Origin of the sequence: Vibrio sp. FE10 (assembly GCF_030297155.1) — a bacterium.
GTDB lineage: Bacteria > Pseudomonadota > Gammaproteobacteria > Enterobacterales > Vibrionaceae > Vibrio > Vibrio apostichopi.
Map to the genome: position 1 here is coordinate 179,198 of NZ_AP028067.1, position 25,790 is coordinate 204,987.

The window sequence follows — 25,790 nt, forward strand, 5'->3', positions numbered from 1 at the left end:
ACTAATCTAATTTTTGTCTTGCCTGGTATTAGACGTCAGGAGAGCGGGGAGTGTTGTCCCCGCCCGCCCCCCCTCTAAGTTTAATGTGATGTTACTTATTTACAATTTGCATGTATTGAGCAACGCCTTGCGCTACGGTTTTAAATACCACATCACAGCCTGCTGCTCGAAGTTTTGTAAGATCAGCTTGAGTAAACTCTTGGTAAGCGCCTTTTAAATGCTCAGGGAAAGGAATGGTTTCGATTTCACCTTTACCGTGGTGCTTAATTACCGCTTTGGCAACTTCGTTAAAAGACTCTGCGTTACCAGTACCTAGGTTGAAAATACCTGAGACACCATTTTCTAAGAACCATAGGTTTACTGCTGCAACATCGCCGACATACACAAAATCACGCTGGAATGTTTCGCTACCTGCGAACAGTTTCGGATTCTCACCGGCATTCATTTGATTGTTTAGGTGGAAAGCAACAGAGGCCATACTACCTTTGTGATCTTCACGTGGGCCGTAAACATTGAAGTAACGGAAACCAGTAATTTGAGGCAATGTCTCGTTATGCGCTACAGCGTCCGCGGTTAGGCGGCGAACATAGTTATCAAATTGTTGTTTAGAGTAACCGTAGACATTTAATGCGCCTTCGTACTCTTTCTCTTCGATGAAAGTCTCTGTCTCACCGTAAGTTGCAGCTGAAGAGGCATATAGGAATGGAATTTCACGCTCAACACAATAATGCAGTAACTCTTTTGAGTACTCATAGTTGTTGAGCATCATGTATTTACCATCCCATTCGGTCGTTGCCGAACAAGCACCTTCATGGAAAATAGCTTCAATAGGGCCGAAATCATCGCCAGCCATAACTTGAGTTAGGAAGTCGTCGCGATCCATGTAGTCAGTGATGTCTAGGTCTACAAGGTTCTTGAACTTTTTACCGTTCTTGAGGTTGTCGACAACTAGAATATCGTTGCGGCCTGCGTCATTGAGTGCTTTCACAATATTGCTCCCGATCATGCCAGCCCCACCAGTTACGATAATCATATTTTTCCTACTCTCTTGAATATAAAACTACCACGAGTATAGCAAGGAATGGATAAGGCGAGCTAGTGGAATAATTCCCCAATCAGAGTATGATACTGCAAGCTAAGTTATAAATTATGTTGAGTTAATTACTCAAAACTATAGGTATTAGTATGAAAATTGCAGTAGCTGGGACAGGATATGTCGGCTTATCAAATGCGATGTTATTAGCACAAAACCATGAAGTTGTAGCTATCGATATCATTGAAGAAAAAGTGACCATGCTCAATAACAAACAATCACCGATTGTCGATAATGAGATTGAACATTTTCTATCACGCAAAGTACTGAACTTTAGAGCGACAACTGATAAGACTGCCTACAAAGATGTCGAATTTGTCATTATTGCAACCCCAACAGATTATGATCCCCAAAATAACTATTTTAATACGTCTTCTGTTGAGTCTGTTATTAAAGATGTTATGAGCATAAACCCTGATGCGGTAATGGTTATAAAATCAACGGTCCCTGTAGGTTACACTGCGCAGATTCAAGAAGAGCTAAACTGCAAAAACGTTATATTCTCACCAGAGTTTTTACGTGAAGGTAAGGCTCTGTACGATAACCTACACCCATCACGAATTATCGTAGGTGAGTGCTCTGAGCGAGCTAAGGTGTTTGCGAATCTGCTGGTTGAAGGCGCAGAAAAAGAGAACATCGATGTTTTGTTTACTAACTCGACGGAAGCGGAAGCAGTAAAGCTATTCTCAAATACTTATCTAGCGATGCGTGTGTCTTATTTCAATGAGCTCGATTCTTACGCGGAAGCGCATGGTTTGGATTCTCGTCAGATCATCGAAGGCGTTGGTTTAGACCCTCGTATTGGTAATCACTACAATAATCCTTCGTTTGGCTACGGTGGTTACTGCTTACCTAAAGACACCAAGCAGCTATTAGCTAACTATCAAGATGTACCTAACAACATTGTGGGCGCTATCGTTGACGCTAACCGCACTCGCAAGGACTTCATTGCCGATTCTATTATTAAGCGCTCGCCTAAAATTGTCGGTATTTATCGTTTGATCATGAAGGCCGGCTCGGACAACTTCCGTGCATCGTCGATTCAAGGGATTATGAAGCGCTTGAAAGCTAAAGGTATTGAAGTGGTGGTGTTCGAACCTGTGTTAGAAGAAGAGCATTTCTTTAACTCGAAGGTTTATTCTGACCTAGAAGAGTTCAAGGCTGTATCGGATGTGATTGTTTCTAACAGAATGGTCGATGAAATATCAGACGTTGCAGATAAGGTGTACACACGAGACCTGTTTGGCAGTGATTGATTGTAGTAGCTGTTGGTTATAGCTGTGATTAATTAAAGATGAATTTTAGCTAATGCTAATTAGACCAGATGTTAACAGCTCGATCTATCCGTTTAGTGGCGATATACTGAACCTCTAAACGGATAGGGATACTAATTACTAATGAAAACACGTGACAAGATTGTTTACGCTGCTCTAGAGCTTTTTAATGAGCACGGCGAGCGCAGTATTACGACCAATCATATTGCTGAGCATATCGAGATTAGCCCTGGTAACCTCTACTACCACTTCCGTAACAAACAAGAAATTGTCCGTGATATCTTCACTCTCTATTCAACAGAGTTGCTTGAAAGGTTCACGCCGATTCAAGGCCAACAAGAAAGCCTGACGCTACTAAAGACCTACTTAGATTCTATCTTCACACTGATGTGGAAGTACCGATTCTTCTATGCGAATCTGCCTGAAATATTGTCACGTGACGAAAAACTCCACCTTGATTACATGGCCGTGCAAGAAAGATTGCAAACCAACCTTGTCGATATCATGAGAGCCTTTGTTGAGTTGAATTTGCTAAAAGCAACGGATACGGAAATGAAGTCGATGGTCACTTCTCTTCACTTGATCGCATCGGGTTGGTTAGCGTATCAGTCTGCGATGTCTCCAAAAGCTCAGATCACTGAGCAAGTTGTACATCAAGGAATGTTGCAGATGATCGCGACCGTTAAACCGATTGCGACTGCTCAAGGTTTTGAACAGCTGACATTATTGGAAGACGGCGTGAGGGCGTTGAACTCTAAGTAGAAAGATACGAGTAATCGAGATACGGGTAACGAAGAGCGGGAAAGAGCAGATTCGAGTAACGGGATACGAGTAAACGAAAAGCAGGGTAGAGCGACGACGAGGCTCCGTTTTTCATGTAACGTTTTACTCTGATTTGTATCGGATTTTAAGTTCTTTGTGTCTCGGTGACTCGAACCTTGCGTCTGCTCCTAAGCTCTTCGTATCTCGGTTACTCGCATCCCGCATCTGCTTTTAAGCTCTTCGTATCTCGGTTACTCGCATCCCGCATCTGCGTTTAAGCTCTTCGCATTTCGATTACTCGAATCCCGCATCTGCTCTTACCTAACCAACCAACTCTTTGGATTCTGAGCTTGGCTGTTTCGACGAATCTCAAAATACAGTGATGGGCGTGTTTGGCCGCCAGTATCACCTGCAAGGGCAATAGCTTCACCAGCTTTAACCTTGTCACCTTCTTTCTTTAAAAGTGCCTGGTTAAAGCCGTAGAGCGTCATATCGCCTTTACCGTGGTCAAGTAGTACCACTAAGCCATAACCACGCAAGTACTCTGCAAATACTACTGTGCCTGAGTAAACAGACTTAACTTGCTGACCGTACTTGGCATTGATCACCATGCCTTTCCAATTTACTTGGCCTGTTTGGCGAGAACCATAGTTATGCAGAACTTTGTCTTTGATTGGCCAAGGTAGCTTGCCTTTACGTTTAGCTAAACCATCCATAGGAACGGCGTTACGTCTTTCGCGAGCCGCTTTCTCTGCTTTCGCTATTTCAGCTTTCAGGCGAGTCTCATTTCGTTGAAGTTCAGCTAAGTAGTTTTTGTCGCCAGAAATATTCTTCTTAATACTACCAACGGTTTTCTTACGTTGTGTTTGGGTTTTGGCTAGCGTATCGCGCTTGGTGGTTTGTTGTTTTAACAGTGTTGCTATCTGTTCTTGCTCAAGTTGACGCTGTTTATGGCTTTCTTCTAATTCAAGTTGCGTCTGTTCAATCGTTTTGATTGTTGCGGAGCGAGCTTTGGCAAGGTGTTGGTAGTAGTGACTGATACGATCTTCTTCCACGCCTGTGTTGAGGATGTGGGAAGAAGCTTTAGCTCGACTTGTCATGTAGTAAGTTTGAATCAGTTGTTCTAACTTGTCGGTATGGACTTTTTTCTGAGCAGTAAGAGCTTTAATCTTGGTGTCTAAGTTGGCAATATTTGCATTGGCCGTATTGAGTTGCTTTTTACTGTCTAGAATCGCTTTTTCAAGCGAAGCGATGGATAGCTCTTGTTTCTTGAGGTTTGCTTGTAGGCTATCGAGTTTTTTCTGCTGTGAGGAAAGGTTTTTTTGCTGACGAGATATTTCGCTCGATACGCCTTTAAGCTCACCCTGAGAGGCAGCAAATGACGATGTAGATACAAGAGCAACACAAAGGCTGGCAGATATCAAAAGAACAGTGCTAATTGCTTGGACTGGTTTTATCATTATCGTCATTTTGCTCTTATTCATTATCAACAGCCGCTTTTAAGTCTTCTCGCGTTTCGGTTACTCGTATCCCGAACCTGCTCTTAGTCTTTTCGTATTTCGGTTACTCGAACCCCGAACCTGCTTTTAGTCTTTTCGTATCTCGGTTACTCGAATCCCGTACCAGCTTTTAAGCTCTCCGCATCTCGATACTCGTATCCCGTTACTGCTGTTTTATATCCCATCACCATGGATGAAGTTTTGTGAGCGACCGTTGAAGCCTTGGTCCATATCCAAAGACGGCTTGTCAGTTTTTGGTTTGCCGACAATTTTTGCTGGTACACCTGCCACTGTAGTATGAGGCGGTACGGCTTGTAGAACCACAGAGCAAGAACCAATCTTCGCGCCTTCACCTACTTCAATGTTGCCGAGTATTTTGGCGCCGGCACCAATCATCACGCCTTCGCGAATTTTAGGATGACGATCGCCTCCTTCCTTACCGGTACCACCAAGGGTCACGTCTTGAAGGATAGAAACATCATTTTCAACGACGGCAGTTTCACCAATCACAATGCCTGTCGCGTGGTCGAGCATGATCGCTTTGCCGATACGAGCGGCTGGGTGAATATCCACTTGGCAAGCAACCGAAATTTGGTTCTGTAGGTAAGTGGCAAGTGCGATACGACCTTGTTTCCATAGCCAGTTAGCCACTCGGTAACCTTGCAGAGCGTGGTAGCCTTTCAGATAAAGCAGAGGCATCGAGTACATCTCGACCGCAGGATCTCGATTTACCGTCGCGCAAATATCACAAGCGGCCGCATCGATAATAGATTGATCCTGCTTAAATGCTTGTTCAACCACTTCACGCACTGCCATTGCAGGCATTGACGCTGTCTTAAGCTTGTTTGCTAGGATGTAGCTAAGGGCTGCGCCTAAACTTTCATGGTTGATAATGGTGGCATGATAAAAACTAGCAAGCATAGGTTCTTGCTCCGACTGCTGTCGAGCTTCCTTCACAATGCATTGCCAAACTTTTTGTTGTTCACAGTGTTTCATTTTACCATCCATTATTTTTAAGGGGCAGATGCGAGTGAGCTTAGAAGAACAGATTAGAGTCGCGAGATGCGAGTAACGAAAAGCATATCCGTCGAACTTTGAATGTGCTCTTCATCTTTCGTATCTCGTTTATCCGAATCTCTCTACTGCTCTTGCGTTACCCATATCCCGTATCTGCTCTTATTATCTTTCTGACTTTTTGTCTCGAGCAAGTAAGTCTTGTGCTGCTAAGTGTGCATCTTTCCCTTGATACAGCACTTGATAAATTTGTTCAACAATTGGCATCTCGACGCCCATGCGTTCTGATAATAACCAAACTTCTTTGGTGTTGCGATAACCTTCGACAACTTGGCCAATTTCTTCTTGTGCGGTATCTACGTCTTTACCTGAACCTAAAGCCAATCCAAAACGACGGTTACGTGATTGGTTGTCGGTACAGGTTAGTACTAAGTCACCCAATCCAGCCATGCCCATGAAGGTCTCTGGCTGTGCACCAAGTGCTGCGCCCAAGCGACTCATTTCAGCTAAACCACGCGTGATCAGTGCTGTACGAGCATTGGCACCAAAGCCAATACCATCCGACATGCCTGCGCCAATTGCGATAACGTTTTTAACCGCACCGCCAAGCTGCATGCCAATGAAATCTGAGTTTGCGTAGACACGGAATGTTTTGCCACAGTGAATCTTCTCTTGCAGCTCTTTTAGGAATACTTCATCAGGTGAAGCAACTGAAATTGCAGTCGGCATGCCCATCGCTAACTCTTTAGCAAAAGTAGGACCAGATAAAACAGCCAGTGAGTAGCCATCACCAAGCACATCATGCGCGACATCTTTAAGTAAACGACCGGTTTCTGGCTCTAAGCCTTTAGTTGCCCAGCAGATACGAGAGCTTGTCGTTAAGTGTGGTTTCAGGCTATTTAGAACGATACCAAACACGTGGCTCGGTACAACAACGAGAAGGTCACGACTTGCTGTTACTGCTTTCTCAAGATCTGATTCGATGATTAGGCTTTCTGGGAAGTCGATATTTGGCAGAAACTCATTATTCGCACGCTCATGCTCAAGGAGGTTCATATGGGCAGGGTCATGTCCCCAAAGAACAACATTGGCACCGTTACGCGCTAGAGATATCGCTAAAGATGTCCCGTAAGAGCCTGCGCCAATTACAGTCATAGTGATCTCTTTGCCGTAAGCGTTCGTCGTGCGAGTTGTTTCTGTCATGCTTCCACCTAAAAATAATGAGGAAAATCGAAGAGTTCTGAAAAAGCTATCCACTAAAATAAGAAGAGCTTTCAATCTTAGTACAGTGTAAAGAAAAAATGCACATCGCAGAAGTTACGATGTGCATTTAAAAGCTAACTAGCGCTTGAAACGTTAGAGTTAAGTTCTACTTTGAGACTTAAGCCTGTTCGCCTTCAGCTTGTTGAGCTTGGTTCTGTAGATAGTTCATGAACAAAGCATCAAAGTTTACTGGAGCTAGGTTCAGTTGAGGGAACGTACCTTTAACCACTAGGCTAGAAATCGTTTCACGAGCGTATGGGAACAGGATGTTCGGGCAGAATGCACCTAGGCAATGAGCCAGTTGACCAGCTTCCATTTCGCTTGCAGAGAAGATGCCGCCTTGTTGAACTTCACAAAGGAACGCCGTGTCTTCTGCATTCTTAACCGTAACAGTTAGACGTAGGATTACTTCGTAAACGCCTTCGCCAAGTTCACGGCTTTGAGTGTCTAGATCCAGTTTTACATCTGGGTTCCACTCTTTCTGAAACATGTCTGGAGAGTTTGGCGCTTCGAAAGATACGTCTTTTAGGAAGATACGTTGGATTGCGAAGTTTTGTTGTGCGTCTTGTTGTGCTGCTTCAGCCATTTTCTTGTCCTTAAAAAATTTAAATTAGGTTTTGTTCGTCATACCTGCCGGACAAAACCTTAAAGTCATATTCGTGTAATCAGGTCAGCTTACTTTTTGCTTTGAACTACTTCTTACCTTTAACCAAAGGTAAGTTAGCTTCGCTCCAAGCCACTAAGCCGCTTTTCAGCACACTTACATTCTCGAAGCCCGCTTTAACCAGTAGGTTTGCGCTTTCTTGAGCGGTTTGACCTGTCTTGCATACTACGATGATTGGGTCTGCTTTGTGGCTTTCAAGGCTACCAAAGCTATTTGCTTTGATGTCTGACGGCAAAATGTGAACTGCGTCCGTAATATGGCCCTTTTTGAACTCATCCTTAGTACGAATATCAACCACAACACCGTTTTCACGGTTAATCATGTGTGTGGTTTGCGCTGCCGTGATCTCTTTGTAGGCTGCGTTTGATGTCTTGATAACGTTCGCAATGATGGCAACAACCAAGCCGATCCATACGATGGCTAAAATCATATTCTCTTGAACAAATGGAACTAATTCTTGCATATCTTGAACTCTTATTCGTTATTGGGCGAAAAACTATAGGTCAGGAGTATAGCGAGAAAGGGGGGGAGAATACAGAGGGAGTATGTTGTTGTAATTAACAGTATTGGTGACAGTTCATGGGGTTAACCTTCTTTGACCCTAGATCCCACTTCGAATACTTAATGGATTGATCAATCGGCAGTTAGAATGGCCTTTTTGTATGCCAACTTATGCGAAGACCAATTCTACTTTTCGCAAGTGTCGCTCCGCTCAAATGTTGCAATAAAACGAGTTTACTGAGGGGATGAGATTATCATGATAAGAATACAAGTTTTCACTTTGTGATCCATATAAGTACACGTGCTCTCCCATGGATATACCAGTAAAGCGAAGTCAGTAAAGAGATCTCGCATAAAGTTTAAACTGGTTAAAATGCACTTATTTTGCTAGCATTTGGTGTTCTATCCGTCATTAAATGTGAACTCAGTATACACACTAACAAGATTTTGCTTTTGGGAGCTAGACCTAAGGGCGGTAGCGTATCTGATGTGTGAGTGTTGGAACCCGACAATGTTAAAAATATTGAAAATGTTAAGTCTTTATGCGTACTAAAAATAGTATAATAAATATAGTTGCTACTTATGCTAACTTTACTATCAGTACAATAGCGAGACTAGCTTATAGATACTATTTTATTACAATACTTGGAGTTGAGTATTTAGGGTTAAATGCACTATATACTAACCTTATATTCTTATTATCAGCGGGTGAAATGGGGGTCTCCCAAGCAATTTCATTTAGTCTATATAAACCAGTTTCACGAGGTGAAGACAGTAAGATTTTAGAAGTTATTGTATATTTGAGGAAAATATACTTTTTGATTGGTGTTGGAATATCTGTTGTAGGTCTATGCCTACTTCCATTATTACCACTTATATCTAAGGAAGTGGATTCCTTACCTGGCGCATATGTTGTATTTATTCTTTTTGTAGTCAATGCGTCTTCAACATACTTCTTTACACACAAAAGAATATTCATTACAGCTTGTCAAAAAGGTTATATGATCGCTCCATACCTGATCGCCTTTCAGGTGCTAGATTTGGCAGTGAAAATACTTCTGTTACATTTGTTTGAGAGTTTCGAATTGATTTTAATAAGTCAGATGATAGTGAAATTTATCGAATGTTACTTTGTGAATAGATTTATTAATAGAGAGTATCCAATATTAAACCTCATGAAGGGAGTTCAAACTTCTAAAGAGACAAAGACAGAAATTAAAGGGAATGTAATATCTTTAATGTTCCACAAGTTTGGTGATGTGATATTAAATGGTACTGATAATGTTATCGTTTCTAAATTTCTAACTGTTTCTGTTCTAGGATTGTTCTCTAATTATATATTGATAATGCAAACGCTCGTAACCTTATTGAGTCAAACCTTTAGTGCGGTAATATCTAGTGTTGGGAATTTAATTGTCACTAAAGAACAGGATGAGATAGAAAAGATACTCAAAGCACTTGAATTGGCGGGTTTTTTTATATTTTCTTTTTTCTCTGTGTATTTATACTTGTTTGCTGATTATTTTATTAAATCTTGGCTTGGGGAGGAATATTTGATAAATAGTAGTTTGCCTTTATTATTGGCTGTTAATTTATTTTTATATGGAATGAGAATTCCGATAAATACGGTTAAGTCAGCTGCGGGACTTTATGTTCAAGATAAATATGCCCCAATGATTCAAAGTGTAATTAATATCGCTTTTTCTGTTTATTTAGTTAATGACTTCGGAGTTGATGGAGTTGTTATGGGAACGATTATCTCAGGCGTCCTTGTCCCCCTATGGATTAGACCTCTGGTTGTTTATAGAAATCTTTTAACAAGGAAATCTTTGAAGGTTTATTACTTAAGCAGCCTTAGCTATGCGGTGGTTTTTTCTTTAACGCTATGTATTTCATCTTACTTATTCTTTGATTTCGCTTATGTTGAAAATGAGGTTGTAAAAGGTATTTTGCTATCTCCATTAATTGCCTTGATATTGTTATTACCTTACTTTAAACGAAGTGAATTCGATTTTCTTTATCAGCGTGTAGTTAGAAGGTTTATTAAATGAGCTCTCCCTTGGTCTCAATTATCTCACCATGCTTTAATGGTGAAAGATATATAGACCGATTTTTGGAATCGGTTTTATCTCAAGACTATGAATCTATTGAGTTGATAGTTATTGATGACGGTTCTACCGACAAAACCTTATGTAAGCTCTATAGCTATAAAGACCGATTTGAAGAAAAAGGTTATAGATATAAAGTTTTGGTGCAAGATAATCAAGGGCAGTCGTCCGCTATAAATAAAGCTCTTCCTTTCGTTAAAGGGCAATTTTTGACTTGGCCTGATTCCGACGATGTGCTTACTAAGAGCTCTATTTCAAGAAAAGTAAGTTATCTCGGAAAAAATAACGATGTTAACATCGTTCGAAGTGATGTGGAATTTATTGATGAGGACCATTCTCACCTTTACTATGCTTCTGATAGATATCATTTTCGTACAAAAAACATATTCGAAGACTTGATTTTTGAAAATGATGTGTACTTTTGTCCAGGTGGTTACATGATTAGGATGAGTTGCTTTGATTGTGTTTTTAGCAATCGAAATATTATTGAATCCAGGGCGGGACAGAATTGGCAAATGCTATTACCAATATGTCTGAATAATATATGTGGATATATAGATGAAGTAACGTACCGCTATGTAGTAAGGAGAGGGTCCCACTCTAGGAGTAGCTCTACTTATTTAGAAAAGAAATCTAAATTCGAAAAACATCAATCTCTCTTGATTGATGTAGTCAACATGCTAGGTATTTCAGGATATATTTCTCCTATTAAACATAAATACCAGATGAAGTTCATATATCTTGCATGTGAATATAATAAATTTTATGAGGCTATTGTCATAGTTAAAAATAACATTAGTCTAATCAGTATTTTTACTTTTCTTAAAGCTATTTTAAATCGATACCGGAATAAATCATGATTAGCTCTATTAAACGCATCCTAGGTCCATACAAAGAAAAGTTTCATTTGTGGCAATGTGCAATATTTGATCTTAAGAGGTTTGATAAGTTCTACTCAAGTAAGTACGACTCGGACCTAACATGTGAAAATTTATCTGCGTGGATACTACAAGATAAGCATCGAATAGAAAAGGCTTTGACATTGCCTAAGCCTAGGTTGAATTTTGGTGAGATTGCAGTTACTCGTCTGACAAAAAACCTACACAAATACTTTTCTGAATACGGCACTGGAGAGGAGTTTTTCTTTGGCGTCGGTGCCCTCCGTGCTTACAAAGAATTCCACGAAAACAATGGTGTGTCAGTTCCCCATTTCTTCAATCCGGGCATCTTGGAAGCTTATTTTGATGATAAAGAAAGTTCGAGAGTGGGAACATTGGGTAATTCTGATTTGAATAAATTGCATGCTGATCATTATACTCATGTTTTCCAAGAGTTTTGCTTGGAACGATACAGTTGTCGAAACTATAGACCTGACTTGGTGGGTGCTGAAAAATTCAAAAAAGTTATGGATTTGGCTATTAAGGCTCCATCAGTCTGTAATCGACAGCATTGGAAAGTCCGAGTTTTTACCGGAGAAGAAAAAAATATTGTGCTACAGCATCAAAATGGAAACCTTGGCTTTACTGAAAATATACCTCATGTTGCATTGATAGTTAGCGACTTATCTGCGTTTTATAAGGCCAACGAAAGGAACCAACCTTTTGTCGACGGTGGCATATTTGCAATGAACTTCATTTATGCATTACGTGCTTATGGTATTAGTTCTTGTGCATTAAATTGGTGTAATGATATTGCTGTTGATAAGAGCTTTTATAGCCAAGGTTACCTCGTCGACTCAGAAACCGTTGTCTTAGCAATCGCATTTGGCTATGAGTCAGAGGTAGCACGTTTAGCTAAATCACCAAGAAAAAATGTCCAGGAGTTCTACCAGTATGATGCATCGTAAAGTAGGTATACTAAATTTTCAATATTCTACACATAATTACGGAGCTGTTTTACAAGCATCTGCGTTAGAGCATGTTATTAAACATGAATTTAATATCCCAACGGAGCATATTGATTTTATACCAGTGCCGGTCAATGAGACTTCACGATTAAGGCAGTTTATCGTGCGGGCTCTCAAGCAGTTGGGGGTAACAAACCCTAGAAAAAGGCCAGATATTGCTAATGAACAGGTATTTGAGTGTTTTAGAAAAGACTTCATAACTAGAAGTGCAACTACACTTTCTGATAAAAGTGCTTTTGCAGGACAATATAGAGGTTATTCTCATGTTGTTGTTGGTAGTGATCAAGTTTGGCGAACCAGTTATACAAAACAAAATGCTGATTTGTTTTTCTTACCTTTTAGAGGTAGAGGTCCAATAAAAATTTCATATGCGGCAAGTTTTGGCGTAGATTTTTGGGAGGAAAGTAAGTACTTCAAAAACTCTGAGTTCATGGAATGGTTAAATGATTTTGATCATGTTTCAGTGAGAGAGGTTGCTGGTATTGATATTTGTAGCCAGAGTTTAATGTATACAAAAGCCATGCATGTGCTTGACCCTACTCTATTGGCGGGACTTGATTTTTTTGAATCGATACTCCAGCATTATGAACTGGCAGGTAAACCTGAGAGTCAAACCCCTACAGTGGCTTACTATAAGTTGGATGTTGATCGTTCTTTCAGTGATGCCGCCGAATCTTTAGCCTCAAAGCTAAATACACAAGCAGAGAATTTTTACTACAAACCTAATGGTAATGGATATGAGTACTTTTCCGTACCGGAATGGTTAGGTAAAATCAAGTCAAGTCAAGTTGTGTTGACTGATTCCTATCATTGTATTTGTCTTGCTATCTTGTTTAAAAAAGAATTCGTATGTGTGTCGAATGCTTCACGTGGAGTTAGTCGATTAGAGAGTTTACTCGGAATGGTAGGGTTAGAAGAGCGGCTAGTCTCCTCACCAGATAATATTGAGAGCGCTCTCGAAAATCCGATCGACTATGTGTGTGTTGAAAAAAAATTAGAGGCGCTTAGAGTTGAATCGAAGAGGTATTTACATGACGCTCTTAACATCTAAATTGAACTACGCCTTTTGTGCTTTGGTGTTATTTTTCTTTTTGTACACGTTCAGAGTTCCATACTTGGGCAATTCTGCCATTATTGCGGTACTTATTTCTTTAGCATATGTAATATTTACAAATAAGCTAGGTGCTTTTCTCGGTCTTATCCTCCATCGAAATACGATTTTTTATGTAGGGTTAGTTTCCACTCCTTTTGTATATTATCTGATACTCACTATATTTTTAGGAGAAATGGATTTTAGCTATTTGACACAGTATAAGCGATTAGTCTTCTATTTTTTTGGTTCATCTGTTGTCTCAATCTTCATTTCAAGTTTGGTTGATATAGAGCGTCATAAATTGGTTAAAATATTTCGAACAGTTGTAGTTATTCAACTTTTGATCATGCTGACGGCTTTTTTTGTTCCCGCGTTTAGAGAGCTTCTAGCATTGACCAAACCTGAAGATTTAGTTCTTGTAGCTAATCGATATAGTGATGGCGGGGTAAGAGGGTTATCTCTCTCTGGTCCACAGTTTTTTGGATTGGCTGTTACTTTGTCTTTTCTTCTTTTCTTATTTGTAGTTGATGAATATAACAACAAAAATAGAACATATATGTATATGTTCTATGCATTCATGTTGTTATTCTTTATGTCCGCTGGTCGAGTTATCTTGGTCGCTGCTGTGGTATTTTTTGTCTACCTATTATGCCAGAGTAGAATAAAGTCTTACTCTTTAGTCTTACGTTTTTTGTTTTTTTCAGTGATCGCTGCGATCGTGATGGTTGCTATTTATTATTTGGTTCTTCCTTATTCATTCAAGGTAAGAATAGATAATTTTATTGGGTTTACATTTGAATTTATTCTCAATTATCTCGAAAGCGGTAAGTTAGAGACCTCATCGACAAATCACTTACTTGAAATGTATTTCCCAATATCTTTGGAAACGTTTGTTTTTGGCGATGGTCGATATTCAGGTACACTTACCGGCTACTATATGAATACGGATAGTGGTTATATGCGTCAGATTCTTGCCTCTGGTATTATGAGTTTGGTCTTATTTTTCTTTTCTACTGTTTATTTACTTTATTTTTGCGCTATTGATATTTGCCGAAATAATAAATCGGCAGTTTCTGGTGTATTATTGTCATCAACTGTTCTTCTTTTAATTTTCCAGTATAAAGGCGAGGTTTTGGGGTACTTTCTAAACTTACATATGATTCTTTGGGTGTTTTATTTTACTTATAGGTATAAAAAAATTAATGAGTATTAGTATTATTATCCCAGCTTATAACTCGGATAGATATATTGTTGAGGCTTTAGACTCAATTACAAAGCATAATGAGTGTGACCTTGAAATTATTGTTATTGATGATGGATCGATCGACGATACAAAGAGCCTAGTTGAGAGTTATATATCAGAAGATTGTAGGGTGCGGTATGTTTATCAATCAAACCAGGGGCAATCCGTAGCTAGAAATGTAGGTCAAACCTTAGCTAATAAGGATTATGTCCTTTTTATGGATAGCGATGATACTTATGAGCCTGGTTCAATAGATCGGCTTTATCATCAGGTGGTTTCTAACCGGTTAGATGGCCTTTTTTTTGAGGCAAAAGACTTCGATGAAATGAATGGAGAGAGTGGCATCAAGTTTGATTACTCACGTCCTACTCAAAAGAAAGGTGCTGTGGCGACAGGTCAAGAGTTGTTTGTTGACTTTGTTTCCGAAAATACTTTAACTGTCTCTCCATGTTTGTACTTGATTCGACGAGAAATTGTAGGAAAGATAAGTTTCTTTCCTAATATTCATTATGAAGATAACTTATTTACTTTTCAGTTACTTATGTCTGAATCTCTCAAGAGGTGTCAAACACTAAATGAGGCTTTTTATAATCGAAGAGTTCGTTATGGTTCTATAATGACGGGAGAGAAGACAAGCAGACATCTAGAAGGTTATTATCAGGTTTATTTAGGTGTATGTGATTATATTAGAGAGAATCGAGAACAACTTCATGGGGATCTTTTGATTTGTATATTACGTTTTAAGGCTCGATTAATGTACAAAGTCTCCCTTGCTTTAGTGGAAACAAGAAATTTGTATTCATTAAGAGGGTTAAAAATAAGATACTTCCTTTTTTGTCATGTGACTAAAAATATTCGTTACCTGAAAAGTAGTCAGTTGTTTTCAATTTTAATTCCAGAAGTTAATTTAGTTAGAGGTTTTCTATGAGCCGATTGTTTTTCTATATAAAAAAAGGCTTTGCCGATCTATTTAACCCATTGATATATAGTCCAGTTTACGGTGAAGATACGTTACAGTATTATTATTTAAAGTATGAATTACCCTCGTTATTAGACGGTAGAAGTCAGAAGTTTAGCTTTGATGACAATAACATCCCGATAATACCTCATTACATTGACTCATCCTCAAAGAAAGAGGGGGGAGAAGGCTTTCATTATTATCCGATTGCAATAGGTCAACTTGCGCTAGCCTACTTGCACGATTACTTAGATAGTAAAAAGGCTGATAGCTTAACTACATTTCTAACTTATGCTTCATGGTTTGTTGATAATCAGGAAGATAACGGTACTTGGTTAGCGCAAACTAATGTTGACAAATATGGTGTAGAGGCTCCTTGGGTATCTGCAATGACACAAGGACGAGCACTTTCTGTTTTACTGAGAGCGTATCGAATGACTGGCGACAATAAGTATTTAGATTCTGCAAGTTTGGCATTTGAGGCATTGCTATCTGATTCAAGTTTTGTAAAGTACTATAAGGAAGGGCTTTTCTTACTTGAGTATCCAAGTAAATCAACACCTAGGATACTTAATGGATTTATTTTTGCGTTATATGGCATAGTGGACTTTTCGAGAGCTGTGCCAGGTGATGAGAGGTGCAAGGAAATACTTGAAAGTTCAAGGCGGAGTTTGCTTGAACATTTACCGTTGTACGATAACGGGTTCTGGTCTGTATATGATCTTGATCATATCGATTATCAGAAAACAGTGAATATCTCAACGGTACATTATCATTTTATACATATATCACAGCTGCGCACACTCGCAGATATTTATGACGATTCTAGATTTAATGAAGTTGCTACGCGATGGGATGGATATTATCGTAATAAACTTTCACTGTTTAGGATCTATTTTGTTAAAGCGAGAAGATTGTTTAAACTGTGATGAAGATATCGATAATTATTCCGACTTATAATTCTAGTAGCTACATTAAGAAGTTACTAAGTAGTATTCCTATTACTCAGAATGTTGAGATCATCATCGTGGATGATTATTCTTCTGATATTGCTGAACTAAAGATGGTCGCTTCTTTATTTTTCAACGTTGATATTTATTCTAACAATGGTACAAAGGGTGCTGGTACATGTAGGAATATAGGGGTAAATCATGCTTTAGGTGAATTTTTAATTTTTGCTGATTCAGATGATTTTTTTGATGCTGATGTTGAGTTAGTTTTTGATAATATCGATGAACTAATTCCAAAGAATTGTGAGGTAGGGTATTTTAAACCATTTTCAATTTCAACATGCGGAAAACCTTCCTCTAGACACGAAATGTATGAGAGATTAGTCAAGTTACATTTGAAATGTAATTGCGAATATGTGAGGTACTGGTTCCATGTACCTTGGTCGAAAATTATTCGTCGCAACTTTGTTCTTAGTCACCAATTAAAGTTCTCTGAAACTATGGTATCCAATGATGTTATTTTTTCACTATTAGTTGGGATAAAATCGACGTCTATTATTTCACACAATCTAAGTTTCTATACCGTTCTTGAAAGGGAAGGATCTCTTACTAAAAATCCTAGCTTTTTGATGCTAAATCAAAGGCTTGATATTGTAAGAGAATATAATGCTTTATTGAAGGAATATCGATTAAGTGAGTATTGTATTCCTGAGGTTATTTATTTGATAAAGATGTTTAAGTTAGAACCGACCAAAGTCGTCAAATTGGCTTGGAAAGCCAATAATTTATTTCCAAATTTCACTTATATCAGATCAAGGATAGCTAATCGATTATGTAAAAAATGATTATTTGCTAGATTATTTTTATGATAACCTTTTTGACCATTAAATTTTAATTATATTTAGGGTTTCAATATCGATAGTTAGATATTATATTACCTGCCTATAGAATTATCAATTTTAAAATTAGTAAAGAGTGAAGGTAACCGATAAAACCAGTAATGCTTGGTAGTCAGAAGTGAACGTTATCAAGCACGGTTAATTGTTGTATGCTGTTAGGTATAGATATCAATATGTAGCTAAATGAAAGTAAATTAGGGGCAATTGAACTGAGTTTTTCTAGCGTGATTTTTTCAGAACAAGAATTGATTCAGTTTAACTTCAGAACTTACAAGTAAGAGGATTTATGTTAGTTTCAATCATTACAGCAACCTATAACTCCAGTGGTCATATACTAGAGACTTATAATTGTATTGTTGGTCAGTCTCATTCTGATTGGGAGTGGTTAGTTACAGACGATTGTTCAACTGATAATACAGTCGATATATTGAATGATATTTCTCAACACGACAATAGAGTCAAGGTTTATCGAAATTCCGTTAACTCTGGTGCGGCTGTGAGTAGAAATAATTCACTAACAAGCGCAAATGGAGAGTTTATTGCTTTTATTGATAGTGACGATACTTGGGTATCTAGTAAGTTAGAGTTACAAGTTGGTTTTATGGAAAAGCAGAATGTAGACTTTTGCTTTACTGCTTATCAACTTATGGATGAATTCGGTGTGCCTTTAAATACGTTTGTGGATTCTAAGCAAGTCGGTGCTTTTACTTATGAAGATATGCTTAGGAAAAAGGCGACTTTAGGTTGTTCAACTGTGCTTTTACGCAGCGCAAGCTTCATTGATCTACAAATGCCCTTAATTAGAACAGGCCAAGACTATGCTACTTGGTTGAAGCTATTAAAAACTGGCAAGGACGCTTATGTTTTTCCTAAGGCCCTTACTAACTACCGTATTATGCCCGGCTCTATATCTAGAAATAAAGTTAAGAAGGCTATGAGGCAATGGCAGATATACCGTCATATTGAAAAACTGACGTTGTCTAAGAGTCTAATTTGTTTTTCTTTTTATGCATGGAGAGCTGTGTTTAGAAAGTAATATATAACTTAGAGTGAATTTTGTTATTGAAGTTAGAAGTTAATGGCTAGTATTTATTAATGTTAGCCCATCTGTGATTTATGTATTGATAATGTTAAAAATTATTTTTTGGAATAAAATGTTTTAGCTACACTAATCGAATTTATTAGATTTAGGCATGCACGAAGCATACTTTCTAATGTGCGCTGTAATCTTCCATATATTGCTTAAAAGAAAAAGGTATATCAAGAAACATATTAAAAAAGTATAGAGCATAATATATTCAGGAACCCCAATCATTTCAGCGTAGATCCCAACACCAGCATATAGAGCTGCGATAGTACAAATAAGAATAAGTGTTTGGGTTGAGCTCAAGCCTAAACGTTGAAAAATATGATGTAAGTGATCGCGGTCGGGCTTAAATGGTGAATCACCTCTTCGAATGCGACGAATCATGATTGAGGCCATATCCATTAAAGGAACAGCAATAAGCCATAGTGCGGTTACTGGTCGTAGAGGTGGCTTTGTTCCGTTTTGGCTAGAAAGTAATAGCAACCAAATAACGGTAAAACCGATAAGCATGCTACCTGCATCTCCCATAAAAACCTTTCTTTTCCTACCGAAAGCACCTAGGTTCAGTAAAATATAGGGGATTATAACTACAACAAGTACAAGACAAATATAAGCTAGGTTTGCTTGTCCATCATGGTTAAGCATAATTCCCAGTCCACCAAAGGTTACTACTGCTAGTCCCCCTAGAAGCCCATCTATACCATCAACCATATTAAAAGCATTGATTGCTCCTACCACAGCTAAAACGGTCACTAAGTACCCAAACCAACCAAGCGTAACCACCTCTCCTGATCCTACAATGTCTCCGATGGTATTAAGTTCAATTCCACCAACGACCATCATAGCAATTGAGAGGGCAGCCTGAATAACGAAACGTAATTTAAAACTCAAGTCAAACTTATCATCTAACGCACCAATACATACTAAAAGTAAAATGCATACAGAATATAGCTCAGCATTTGGTAGAATGGTTGGGTTGTTAAACAGAAAGTAGAGAATTGATATACAAATAGAGATCCCACCGACTAGGGGTACTGCGCCACTATGAAGTTTACGAATATTAGGTTTATCGACTAACCCAATTCTCTTTGCAAGTTTACGCATAGTAAAAAGGGTCGCAAGAGAAAAGAAAAATAGAAAAGAGAGATCAAGTAATGAAATGAGCACGACTAACCCTGATAGTGTATGTGGAGAACAGATTTTAGTGTATTTGCATTTGATATAAAAGGGGGGAGGCGGAGTCCCCGTGATCTTTTCCTACTTAATAGCATGAACTTCACGTTAAACCGCGTAATTCTATCGGTTATCGTATGTGATTAGGGGGGGAATGTAAATGTCAATAGCCTCATGGTGTACTAGATATACTGGTCGATTCTCTTGCTCTTATACGTAACCATTCGAATGACTGTTAGGATTTTCTATATTTTACACAACTTCACCATTAAACTGTACAGATCGAACAATACTAAAAGAATGCAGTGTGCTAGCATCCGAACACTACTAATTCAGATGTTTGAGAGATTGAGAGTGAAGCCTAAAGTACAACCACAACCATACTCCCCAGAAAACCCACCAATGTATAATATAGATCGTGAAATTGATCCTAGAGAGCTTCTCAGGGTGCTATGGGAGGGAAAGTTAATCATCATATTAGTTACTGCTTTATTCGCGATTTGTAGTATAGGCTTCGCTCTCACTGCTCAAGAGTGGTGGTCTTCTAGTGCTAGAATAACAAAGGCTCAACCTCAGAACCTAGCAGCTTATCAACAACAAGTTAGGCAATTTCAACCTGTCTTCAACGTTTATCAAGATGACGGCACGGTTATTGTGAGTAGTGAACTAGAGAGTTTGGTTAACTCTAGAGTGTTATTTCAACGTTTTGTAAACGCTTTTAATTCTGTTAATAACAAGCGGGATTTCTTGGACCAGAGCCCTGATTTTGAAAAAGTCAAGGATGCTCTTTTTGCTGAGAGCACTGGAATGACCGAAGACGCTATCCCTGCGTTGTATTCTGATTGGTTCGGGAAAATTACGGCATCTAATGTCGATAAAAAAGATGACAATTCACCCTACGTCATGACTTTTCAGACTATGACAAAAGAAAGTAGCTTCGACTTGCTTACTGCTTATATTTCTGAAACTGAATCTAAAGTTCATCAGGACGCGTTTAATAATTTGCAGGCCGTAGTTAGCGGTAAGCGTAATGAGTTAATCCAACAGAAGAGAATTTGGGAAACTCAGGCGAAAAATAAATTGTTAGTGGAAACTGAACGAACGAAGTATGCCGCTGATATAGCACGAGCTGCTGGAGTGGATAGTCCAATTCAGACTGGTAACGATAATGAACTATTTGGTATCGATCTGGGGTTGAAAGGTTTGGAGGCAAAAGTCCACGCTTTGGAATCAATAAAAAATCTCAGCGTCATTGAGCCTCGCCTACAGCAGATAAATGCAAAATTGGATATGTTGAAGAGTCTTGAAATAGACAGAAATGCTGAATTTCAAACATTCCGTTTCCTTGAGAATGTCCAAAAACCGATTACTAGAGATAAACCCAAGCGCGCTGCGATTGTTGTCCTTGCTACATTAATTGGTGGGATGATTGGTGTGGCAATTGTGCTGATACGCTTCGTGTTTAGAAAAGAAGATTAACTCCCATTCAATGGCTAGTCTCTATACACTAGCCATTTTTTATTCCCCCCGCATACTATCCCCTGAGCCAAGACTGCATAATGAATAGCTATCGTAATTCCAACCAAATACCTATCCCTAAAATTTGGCGGAGTAGGGTGCTTCCACTTAATACATCGAATGCCAGGCAGACCTCCGAACATCATTCAAACCGTATGAGGCAAAGGCTTTACCCTCTAAGCTTAACAATGAGATTATGCTCTCAGTTTGATATTGGTGTTCTGCTTTTCATTAGTTTCTACCTTGTATCAATATAACTTTGTAGTTCTACACATAACCTCGCAGACCATTTTTATGTGACGCTATTTCCTAAATAATGCTTTATAAGGTATTGCTTATGATTTACTCATTTACTTGATTGTGGTTATTATCTATCATGATCAATCAGTTGTTTAAGCTGAGCAACTGATTGAGGGTGTGAAAATCATCCTCTACATATAAACGTTTATATCAATGGAAATCATTATGAAAAAGATGGCTCTAGCAGCTGCATTAGCAGTTAGCTTCTCAGGTGCTGCATTTGCAGCTGAAACTACAGCGGCAGCGGGTGCTGGTTCAGGTACTGGTACAGCAGCAGGCGCTGGTGCATCTGCAGCAGCAGCTGGCACAGCAACAACAGTTGCAGTAGCGACAGCAGCAGTAGCGGCAGCAGCAGCTGTAGCGGTTGCTTCTAACGAAAGCGGTGCAACAACTACAACAACTACTCGATAATTTTTGAGTAATACATGTTTTAGTTAATGTATGTTTAAAACCATTTTATGTGAAAGCATAAAGTGGTTTTTTTATATCTAATGGATTAATTTTCCATATTGGACAGCAGCAACCAGATTGCTAGGAAGCAGAACTCGTCATGCTTAAACCTCTAATCATATCTCTTGGTCTTTTTCTTGCTGGTTGTTCTCAGCAGTTTCAAGACGTTAACTCTACTTTTGATGAAGCCTTTTTTGGAAGCTCTGATGTTGAGCTATCCAAGGAATACATTCAAAACTTACCTTATTCCAGCATTTATGCAGAAGTGAATGACCAAGGTAAAATCTTCATGGTCTTAGCGTACGTCGGTGAAAACCCTCAAACGGGCGCAGAGCAGTTAAAGTGGATGTCTTCTGACAAAGCGATGATCGTCACTGAAAATGGACGCATCGTACAAACGTTATTGCTTCCTTATGAAAACCTCTCTGGTTTGGCATTCCAATCGTTGGATACATTCTCTTCTGCAAACAGCTCGTCACCAGGTTCTTCTTCTGCGTTTGATGTGTCCGCTAACCCCGGTGCCCAAAAATGGCAAGCGGTTTACGACTGGCAACCCAACTATCGATTTGGCTACAAAGCAAACATCACCCGGACGTATGCGGGGAATCAAACGGTAGAAACACCGTTAGCGTCTATCGATACTAAGAAGTTCCAAGAAAAGATTAACTTCCCTATGTTAGAGCAAGAGATCACCAACGCATATTGGGTCGACAGCAAAGGCAAAGTGGTCAAAACCATACAGTATTTAGGTCCTGATATGACAAGGCTTGAGTTAACCGTCCTTAAGCATTATCAAAGCAATTAACGAACAGGGTAATGAATTAAAATGATGAATTATATTAGTCACGCATCAAAAATGACGGGGCGTCGGTTGCCATTGGTGAGAACTTTATTAACGGTGAGACCTACGTTAACGATGAGAGCTCTGTTGACGTTGAGTGCGTTGTTATCTCTGTGTACTTTTAGCTACGCTTCTGCGGCATCTAACGTTGTTACGCCCTCGATTAAAACAACAATTGAGCTTCCGCTTCAAGGTGTGACGCTTGAGTATAAAGCTAATGTTCGACTGCTTCAGGTCTTAGAGGACGCAAATGCTAGCGGCAGTATTGGTTATTTCCCCCTTTCAGCTCAACTGTTTGATAAAACACATACTGAATATAACAAAGTTATCGAAGCCAAAAAACGCAATGTATTTAACCAACTTGACGCTTTCTCGGTAGAAGAACCAGAAGCAAAATTAGTAAAGCAACAATTAGCTTCTTTCCAATATCTCAATCGAGTTTTTATTGAATTAGACCGCAATGCGGTTATCTCGCAATCAGATAAGAACCCGTTGCTTGTTTCAAGTTCTAATGCTAACAAGCCGTCGTCTGCTGCCATCAAAAGAGCGTCGACTAGCGAAACTCAAGCCTTTTCTCTGTACTTACCACAACGACCAACTTCCATTCAGTTGATGGGTGTAATGAAAGAGTCGGTAACAATGAATCTGATTGAACATGGAACGTTGAATGATTATCTAGACGCATTATCAAAGGGTTTTGTGGGTGAATCAGCAGATAAAAGCGTGGCTTATGTTGTTCAGCCAGATGGCGTGGTACAAACCATTCAATACGCTTACTGGAACGAACAGCCGGTTTATTTAGCACCAGGTGCCATCGTATTTATGGCGTTTTACTCTTTGCCATCGGAATACTCAACGTTGAACCAAGATATTGTCGACTTGTTACGTCATAAGGTTGGCCTGTAATGCTGAAACAGAAATCATTCCCTCTATCGGTAGTGTGCACATCGGTTACCTGCGCCTTGTTAATGACCAACAGTGGCTTTGTATTTGCTGCAGATACGGTTTTTGCCGAAACAACCATTGATCCCTCTTCGATTCGAGCAGAGAAATCATCATTCGACGACACAGAATACAGAACGTCGCAAATGAACTTTGGTGGTGTTGGCCTAATGCAAATGCCAACAGGCCGAATGGCGCCAGAAGGGGAGTTTAACTTTAGCACTTCGTTTAATAACGAATACCATTTTTATAATGTCAGCCTGCAGGTGATGCCTTGGCTTGAAACCACGATTCGTTATACACAAGTGCAAGATCTGCTTTATAGCGGAGGTGGAGACCAAGATTGTTCACAAAACTCATTCAGTGGTTGTAACAAACTTGCTGACAAAGGCATCGACTTTAAACTGCGTTTAATCGAAGAAGGATACTACTTGCCGGAAGTGTCGGTAGGCGTGCGTGACTTCGGCGGTACAGGCTTGTTTGATGGCGAATTTGTCGCGGCAACCAAACGCTTTGGCCCTGTTGATTTTACCTTGGGCATGGCTTGGGGATACATGGGCACCAGTGGCAACTTCATTAACCCATTGTGTAAAGCCAGTGATAAGTATTGTGAACGCCCTTCTGACTATAAAGGCAATGGCGGCAGTGTCGATTTTGAACGCTGGTTTAAAGGTGATGCTGCGATTTATGGTGGCTTTGAATACCAAACTCCTTATAAGCCGCTAACCTTAAAGCTTGAATATGATAGTAATGATTACTCTCAAGATTACCCTGTAGTACGTGGTGGTGTCGACATGACACAACATACGCCATGGAACGTGGGTGCGGTGTACCGTTTCACCGATTGGGGTTCGGCTAAAGTCAGCTACGAGCGAGGTGATACGCTAACCCTTGGTTTCGATCTCTCTACCAATTTCAATGAAATGTATTCCGTGTGGCGAGATACTGAAACAGCAGAGTTACGCCCGAGCGGTGTCGAGACGGTTGATGACATTGATATGGCGGCCCTTGCAAGCCAACTTGAAACGATCGCTGGTTATGAACAAGCGCAAATCTTGGTCGACGATAACAGCATTGTGGTAAAGGGCACTCAGGTTAAATATCGAGACAGAGATATCGCTGTTGAACGCGGTGCGACCGTGATCGCGAATGCGGTGCCAAGTTACATTGATACTTACAAAATCATCGAAAACGATAAATCGATGGAACTCACCGAGACAACGGTCAATGCCCCAGCATTCAAAGCGGCGGCGAACAACCATTACCTTAATGCTCAAACCCGTGATGCTTCACACACTCACGAATTAGAACGCAAGAAATCCGTTATCTATCATGATGGGCGTGAGCGATTCGATGTGTCGGTTTCACCAAACCTAGCTCAATCGTTCGGTTCAGCTGAAAACTTCTACTTATACAGCTTGGGTTTATACACCAATGCTTCGTTCTGGGCGTTAAACAATGTCGAACTGTCGGGTTCTCTGTACGTTAACTTAGTCGACAACTACGACAAGTTTAATTACGAAATCCCATCAGACGGCACTGACCAAACGCCAAGAGTAAGAACCTTGTTCCGCTCTTACGTTGACGATCCGGTTCGCTTAGACCGTTTACAACTGACGTGGTTTGAAGACTATGGCAGCGGTGTCTACACCCAAGCTTACGGCGGTTACCTAGAGAGTATGTTCGCAGGTGTAGGTGGCGAAATTCTTTATCGCCCATTCAACCAAAACTGGGCCATTGGCGCAGACATGACGGCAATAAGCCAGCGCGATCCAGAAAGCTGGTTTGGAACGTTTGATGAAGAGATCCAAGTCAACCCAGACGACAGCAGCCGAACGTACAAAGTGATCGACAAAGGCACGACGGGCTTTATTACCGGTTACTACACCCCACAATGGGATTTCTTGAGCGATACCTTGCTTAAAGTAGGCGTCGGTAAATTCCTTGCGGGTGATATCGGTACTCGTGTCGACTTCTCTAAGCAATTCAAGAGTGGTGTGATTGCTGGCGCGTTTGTCAGCCTAACCGACATGACAACCGAAGAATACGGTGAGGGCAGCTACACCAAAGGCTTCTACGTATCGATTCCGTTTGATTTAGTCACCGTGAAACCAAGTTCAAGCCGCGCTGGCTTCACCTGGTTACCGATCACTCGTGATGGCGGACAAGTACTGAATAAACAGTACAACTTGTTCGATCAAACCGATGCGCGCTCACCTTGGTTCCAAAGACCAAGTAGCGTTAAGTAGATC

General features: G+C 39.8%; 23 protein-coding genes. 16 read left to right on the forward strand and 7 right to left on the reverse strand.

Annotated elements, in window-relative coordinates; genetic code table 11:
• Window positions 1-91: 91 nt before the first annotated feature.
• Window positions 92-1,033, reverse strand: coding sequence for an ADP-glyceromanno-heptose 6-epimerase (gene rfaD / locus QUF19_RS00820; RefSeq protein ID WP_286295385.1), 942 nt, complete (start codon window positions 1,031-1,033; stop codon window positions 92-94).
• A gap of 152 nt (window positions 1,034-1,185) precedes the next feature.
• On the opposite strand from rfaD, the gene QUF19_RS00825 reads away from it, so the two are divergent.
• Both QUF19_RS00825 and QUF19_RS00830 read left to right on the forward strand, forming a co-directional pair.
• A complete protein-coding gene (locus QUF19_RS00825; RefSeq protein WP_286295386.1) occupies window positions 1,186-2,349 on the forward strand; it encodes a nucleotide sugar dehydrogenase in 1,164 nt (387 codons plus the stop codon).
• Window positions 2,350-2,490: 141 nt separating this feature from the next.
• On the forward strand, window positions 2,491-3,129 hold the full coding sequence (locus QUF19_RS00830; RefSeq protein ID WP_065207325.1) for a TetR/AcrR family transcriptional regulator: 639 nt from the start codon (window positions 2,491-2,493) through the stop codon (window positions 3,127-3,129).
• A 317-nt stretch (window positions 3,130-3,446) separates the two neighbouring features.
• On the opposite strand, the gene QUF19_RS00835 is transcribed toward QUF19_RS00830, so the two are convergent.
• The 5 genes from QUF19_RS00835 to QUF19_RS00855 form a co-directional block, all read right to left on the reverse strand.
• Window positions 3,447-4,598 (reverse strand): murein hydrolase activator EnvC family protein, encoded by a 1,152-nt coding sequence (locus tag QUF19_RS00835; protein WP_286295387.1) that lies wholly within the window; start codon window positions 4,596-4,598, stop codon window positions 3,447-3,449.
• 204 nt (window positions 4,599-4,802) lie between these two features.
• Complete coding sequence (gene cysE, locus QUF19_RS00840; RefSeq protein ID WP_009847961.1) at window positions 4,803-5,624, reverse strand: serine O-acetyltransferase; 822 nt, start codon at window positions 5,622-5,624, stop codon at window positions 4,803-4,805.
• Between the two features lie 183 nt (window positions 5,625-5,807).
• Entirely contained in the window at window positions 5,808-6,845 is a 1,038-nt protein-coding gene (gene gpsA, locus QUF19_RS00845; RefSeq protein WP_286295389.1) for an NAD(P)H-dependent glycerol-3-phosphate dehydrogenase, read from the reverse strand.
• A gap of 178 nt (window positions 6,846-7,023) precedes the next feature.
• On the reverse strand, window positions 7,024-7,491 hold the full coding sequence (secB, locus tag QUF19_RS00850; protein WP_009847959.1) for a protein-export chaperone SecB: 468 nt from the start codon (window positions 7,489-7,491) through the stop codon (window positions 7,024-7,026).
• 106 nt (window positions 7,492-7,597) lie between these two features.
• Window positions 7,598-8,032 (reverse strand): rhodanese-like domain-containing protein, encoded by a 435-nt coding sequence (locus QUF19_RS00855; protein WP_016786319.1) that lies wholly within the window; start codon window positions 8,030-8,032, stop codon window positions 7,598-7,600.
• A 580-nt stretch (window positions 8,033-8,612) separates the two neighbouring features.
• Here QUF19_RS00855 and QUF19_RS00860 point away from each other — a divergent pair.
• The 9 genes from QUF19_RS00860 (at window position 8,613) to QUF19_RS00900 (ending at window position 18,263) form a co-directional block, all read left to right on the forward strand.
• The gene (locus QUF19_RS00860; RefSeq protein ID WP_286295390.1) at window positions 8,613-10,121 is read left to right on the forward strand and encodes a lipopolysaccharide biosynthesis protein; all 1,509 of its coding nucleotides are present in this window, start codon (window positions 8,613-8,615) and stop codon (window positions 10,119-10,121) included.
• On the forward strand, window positions 10,118-11,038 hold the full coding sequence (locus QUF19_RS00865) for a glycosyltransferase family A protein (RefSeq protein WP_286295391.1): 921 nt from the start codon (window positions 10,118-10,120) through the stop codon (window positions 11,036-11,038). Before QUF19_RS00860 ends, QUF19_RS00865 begins: the two co-directional genes overlap by 4 nt.
• Window positions 11,035-12,024, forward strand: a complete 990-nt coding sequence (locus QUF19_RS00870) for a nitroreductase family protein (protein ID WP_286295392.1) — start codon at window positions 11,035-11,037, stop codon at window positions 12,022-12,024. Before QUF19_RS00865 ends, QUF19_RS00870 begins: the two co-directional genes overlap by 4 nt.
• The gene (locus QUF19_RS00875) at window positions 12,011-13,135 is read left to right on the forward strand and encodes a polysaccharide pyruvyl transferase family protein (RefSeq protein WP_286295393.1); all 1,125 of its coding nucleotides are present in this window, start codon (window positions 12,011-12,013) and stop codon (window positions 13,133-13,135) included. The genes QUF19_RS00870 and QUF19_RS00875 overlap by 14 nt, the downstream gene beginning before the upstream one ends.
• Window positions 13,116-14,390 carry a hypothetical protein gene (locus QUF19_RS00880; RefSeq protein WP_286295394.1) on the forward strand — a complete coding sequence of 425 codons (1,275 nt, stop codon included), beginning with the start codon at window positions 13,116-13,118 and terminating at the stop codon, window positions 14,388-14,390. The genes QUF19_RS00875 and QUF19_RS00880 overlap by 20 nt, the downstream gene beginning before the upstream one ends.
• On the forward strand, window positions 14,380-15,348 hold the full coding sequence (locus tag QUF19_RS00885) for a glycosyltransferase family 2 protein (protein WP_286295395.1): 969 nt from the start codon (window positions 14,380-14,382) through the stop codon (window positions 15,346-15,348). The genes QUF19_RS00880 and QUF19_RS00885 overlap by 11 nt, the downstream gene beginning before the upstream one ends.
• Window positions 15,345-16,307, forward strand: coding sequence for a D-glucuronyl C5-epimerase family protein (locus QUF19_RS00890; protein ID WP_286295396.1), 963 nt, complete (start codon window positions 15,345-15,347; stop codon window positions 16,305-16,307). Before QUF19_RS00885 ends, QUF19_RS00890 begins: the two co-directional genes overlap by 4 nt.
• Complete coding sequence (locus QUF19_RS00895; RefSeq protein WP_286298795.1) at window positions 16,307-17,173, forward strand: glycosyltransferase; 867 nt, start codon at window positions 16,307-16,309, stop codon at window positions 17,171-17,173. Before QUF19_RS00890 ends, QUF19_RS00895 begins: the two co-directional genes overlap by 1 nt.
• 340 nt (window positions 17,174-17,513) lie before the next feature.
• Window positions 17,514-18,263, forward strand: a complete 750-nt coding sequence (locus QUF19_RS00900; protein ID WP_286295397.1) for a glycosyltransferase family 2 protein — start codon at window positions 17,514-17,516, stop codon at window positions 18,261-18,263.
• A 132-nt stretch (window positions 18,264-18,395) separates the two neighbouring features.
• Here QUF19_RS00900 and wecA read toward each other — a convergent pair whose 3' ends face one another.
• On the reverse strand, window positions 18,396-19,481 hold the full coding sequence (gene wecA, locus QUF19_RS00905; protein ID WP_286295398.1) for a UDP-N-acetylglucosamine--undecaprenyl-phosphate N-acetylglucosaminephosphotransferase: 1,086 nt from the start codon (window positions 19,479-19,481) through the stop codon (window positions 18,396-18,398).
• A 360-nt stretch (window positions 19,482-19,841) separates the two neighbouring features.
• On the opposite strand from wecA, the gene QUF19_RS00910 reads away from it, so the two are divergent.
• The 5 genes from QUF19_RS00910 (at window position 19,842) to QUF19_RS00930 (ending at window position 25,787) form a co-directional block, all read left to right on the forward strand.
• Window positions 19,842-20,966, forward strand: coding sequence for an LPS O-antigen chain length determinant protein WzzB (locus QUF19_RS00910; protein ID WP_286295399.1), 1,125 nt, complete (start codon window positions 19,842-19,844; stop codon window positions 20,964-20,966).
• A gap of 504 nt (window positions 20,967-21,470) precedes the next feature.
• A complete protein-coding gene (locus QUF19_RS00915) occupies window positions 21,471-21,716 on the forward strand; it encodes a hypothetical protein (RefSeq protein WP_102503145.1) in 246 nt (81 codons plus the stop codon).
• 139 nt (window positions 21,717-21,855) lie between these two features.
• Complete coding sequence (locus tag QUF19_RS00920; RefSeq protein WP_286295400.1) at window positions 21,856-22,560, forward strand: YjbF family lipoprotein; 705 nt, start codon at window positions 21,856-21,858, stop codon at window positions 22,558-22,560.
• Window positions 22,561-22,581: 21 nt separating this feature from the next.
• On the forward strand, window positions 22,582-23,502 hold the full coding sequence (locus QUF19_RS00925; RefSeq protein ID WP_286295401.1) for a capsule biosynthesis GfcC family protein: 921 nt from the start codon (window positions 22,582-22,584) through the stop codon (window positions 23,500-23,502).
• Window positions 23,502-25,787: a YjbH domain-containing protein gene (locus tag QUF19_RS00930; protein ID WP_286295402.1), complete on the forward strand. Its 2,286-nt coding sequence runs from the start codon at window positions 23,502-23,504 to the stop codon at window positions 25,785-25,787. The genes QUF19_RS00925 and QUF19_RS00930 overlap by 1 nt, the downstream gene beginning before the upstream one ends.
• The last annotated feature ends 3 nt before the right edge of the window (window positions 25,788-25,790 follow it).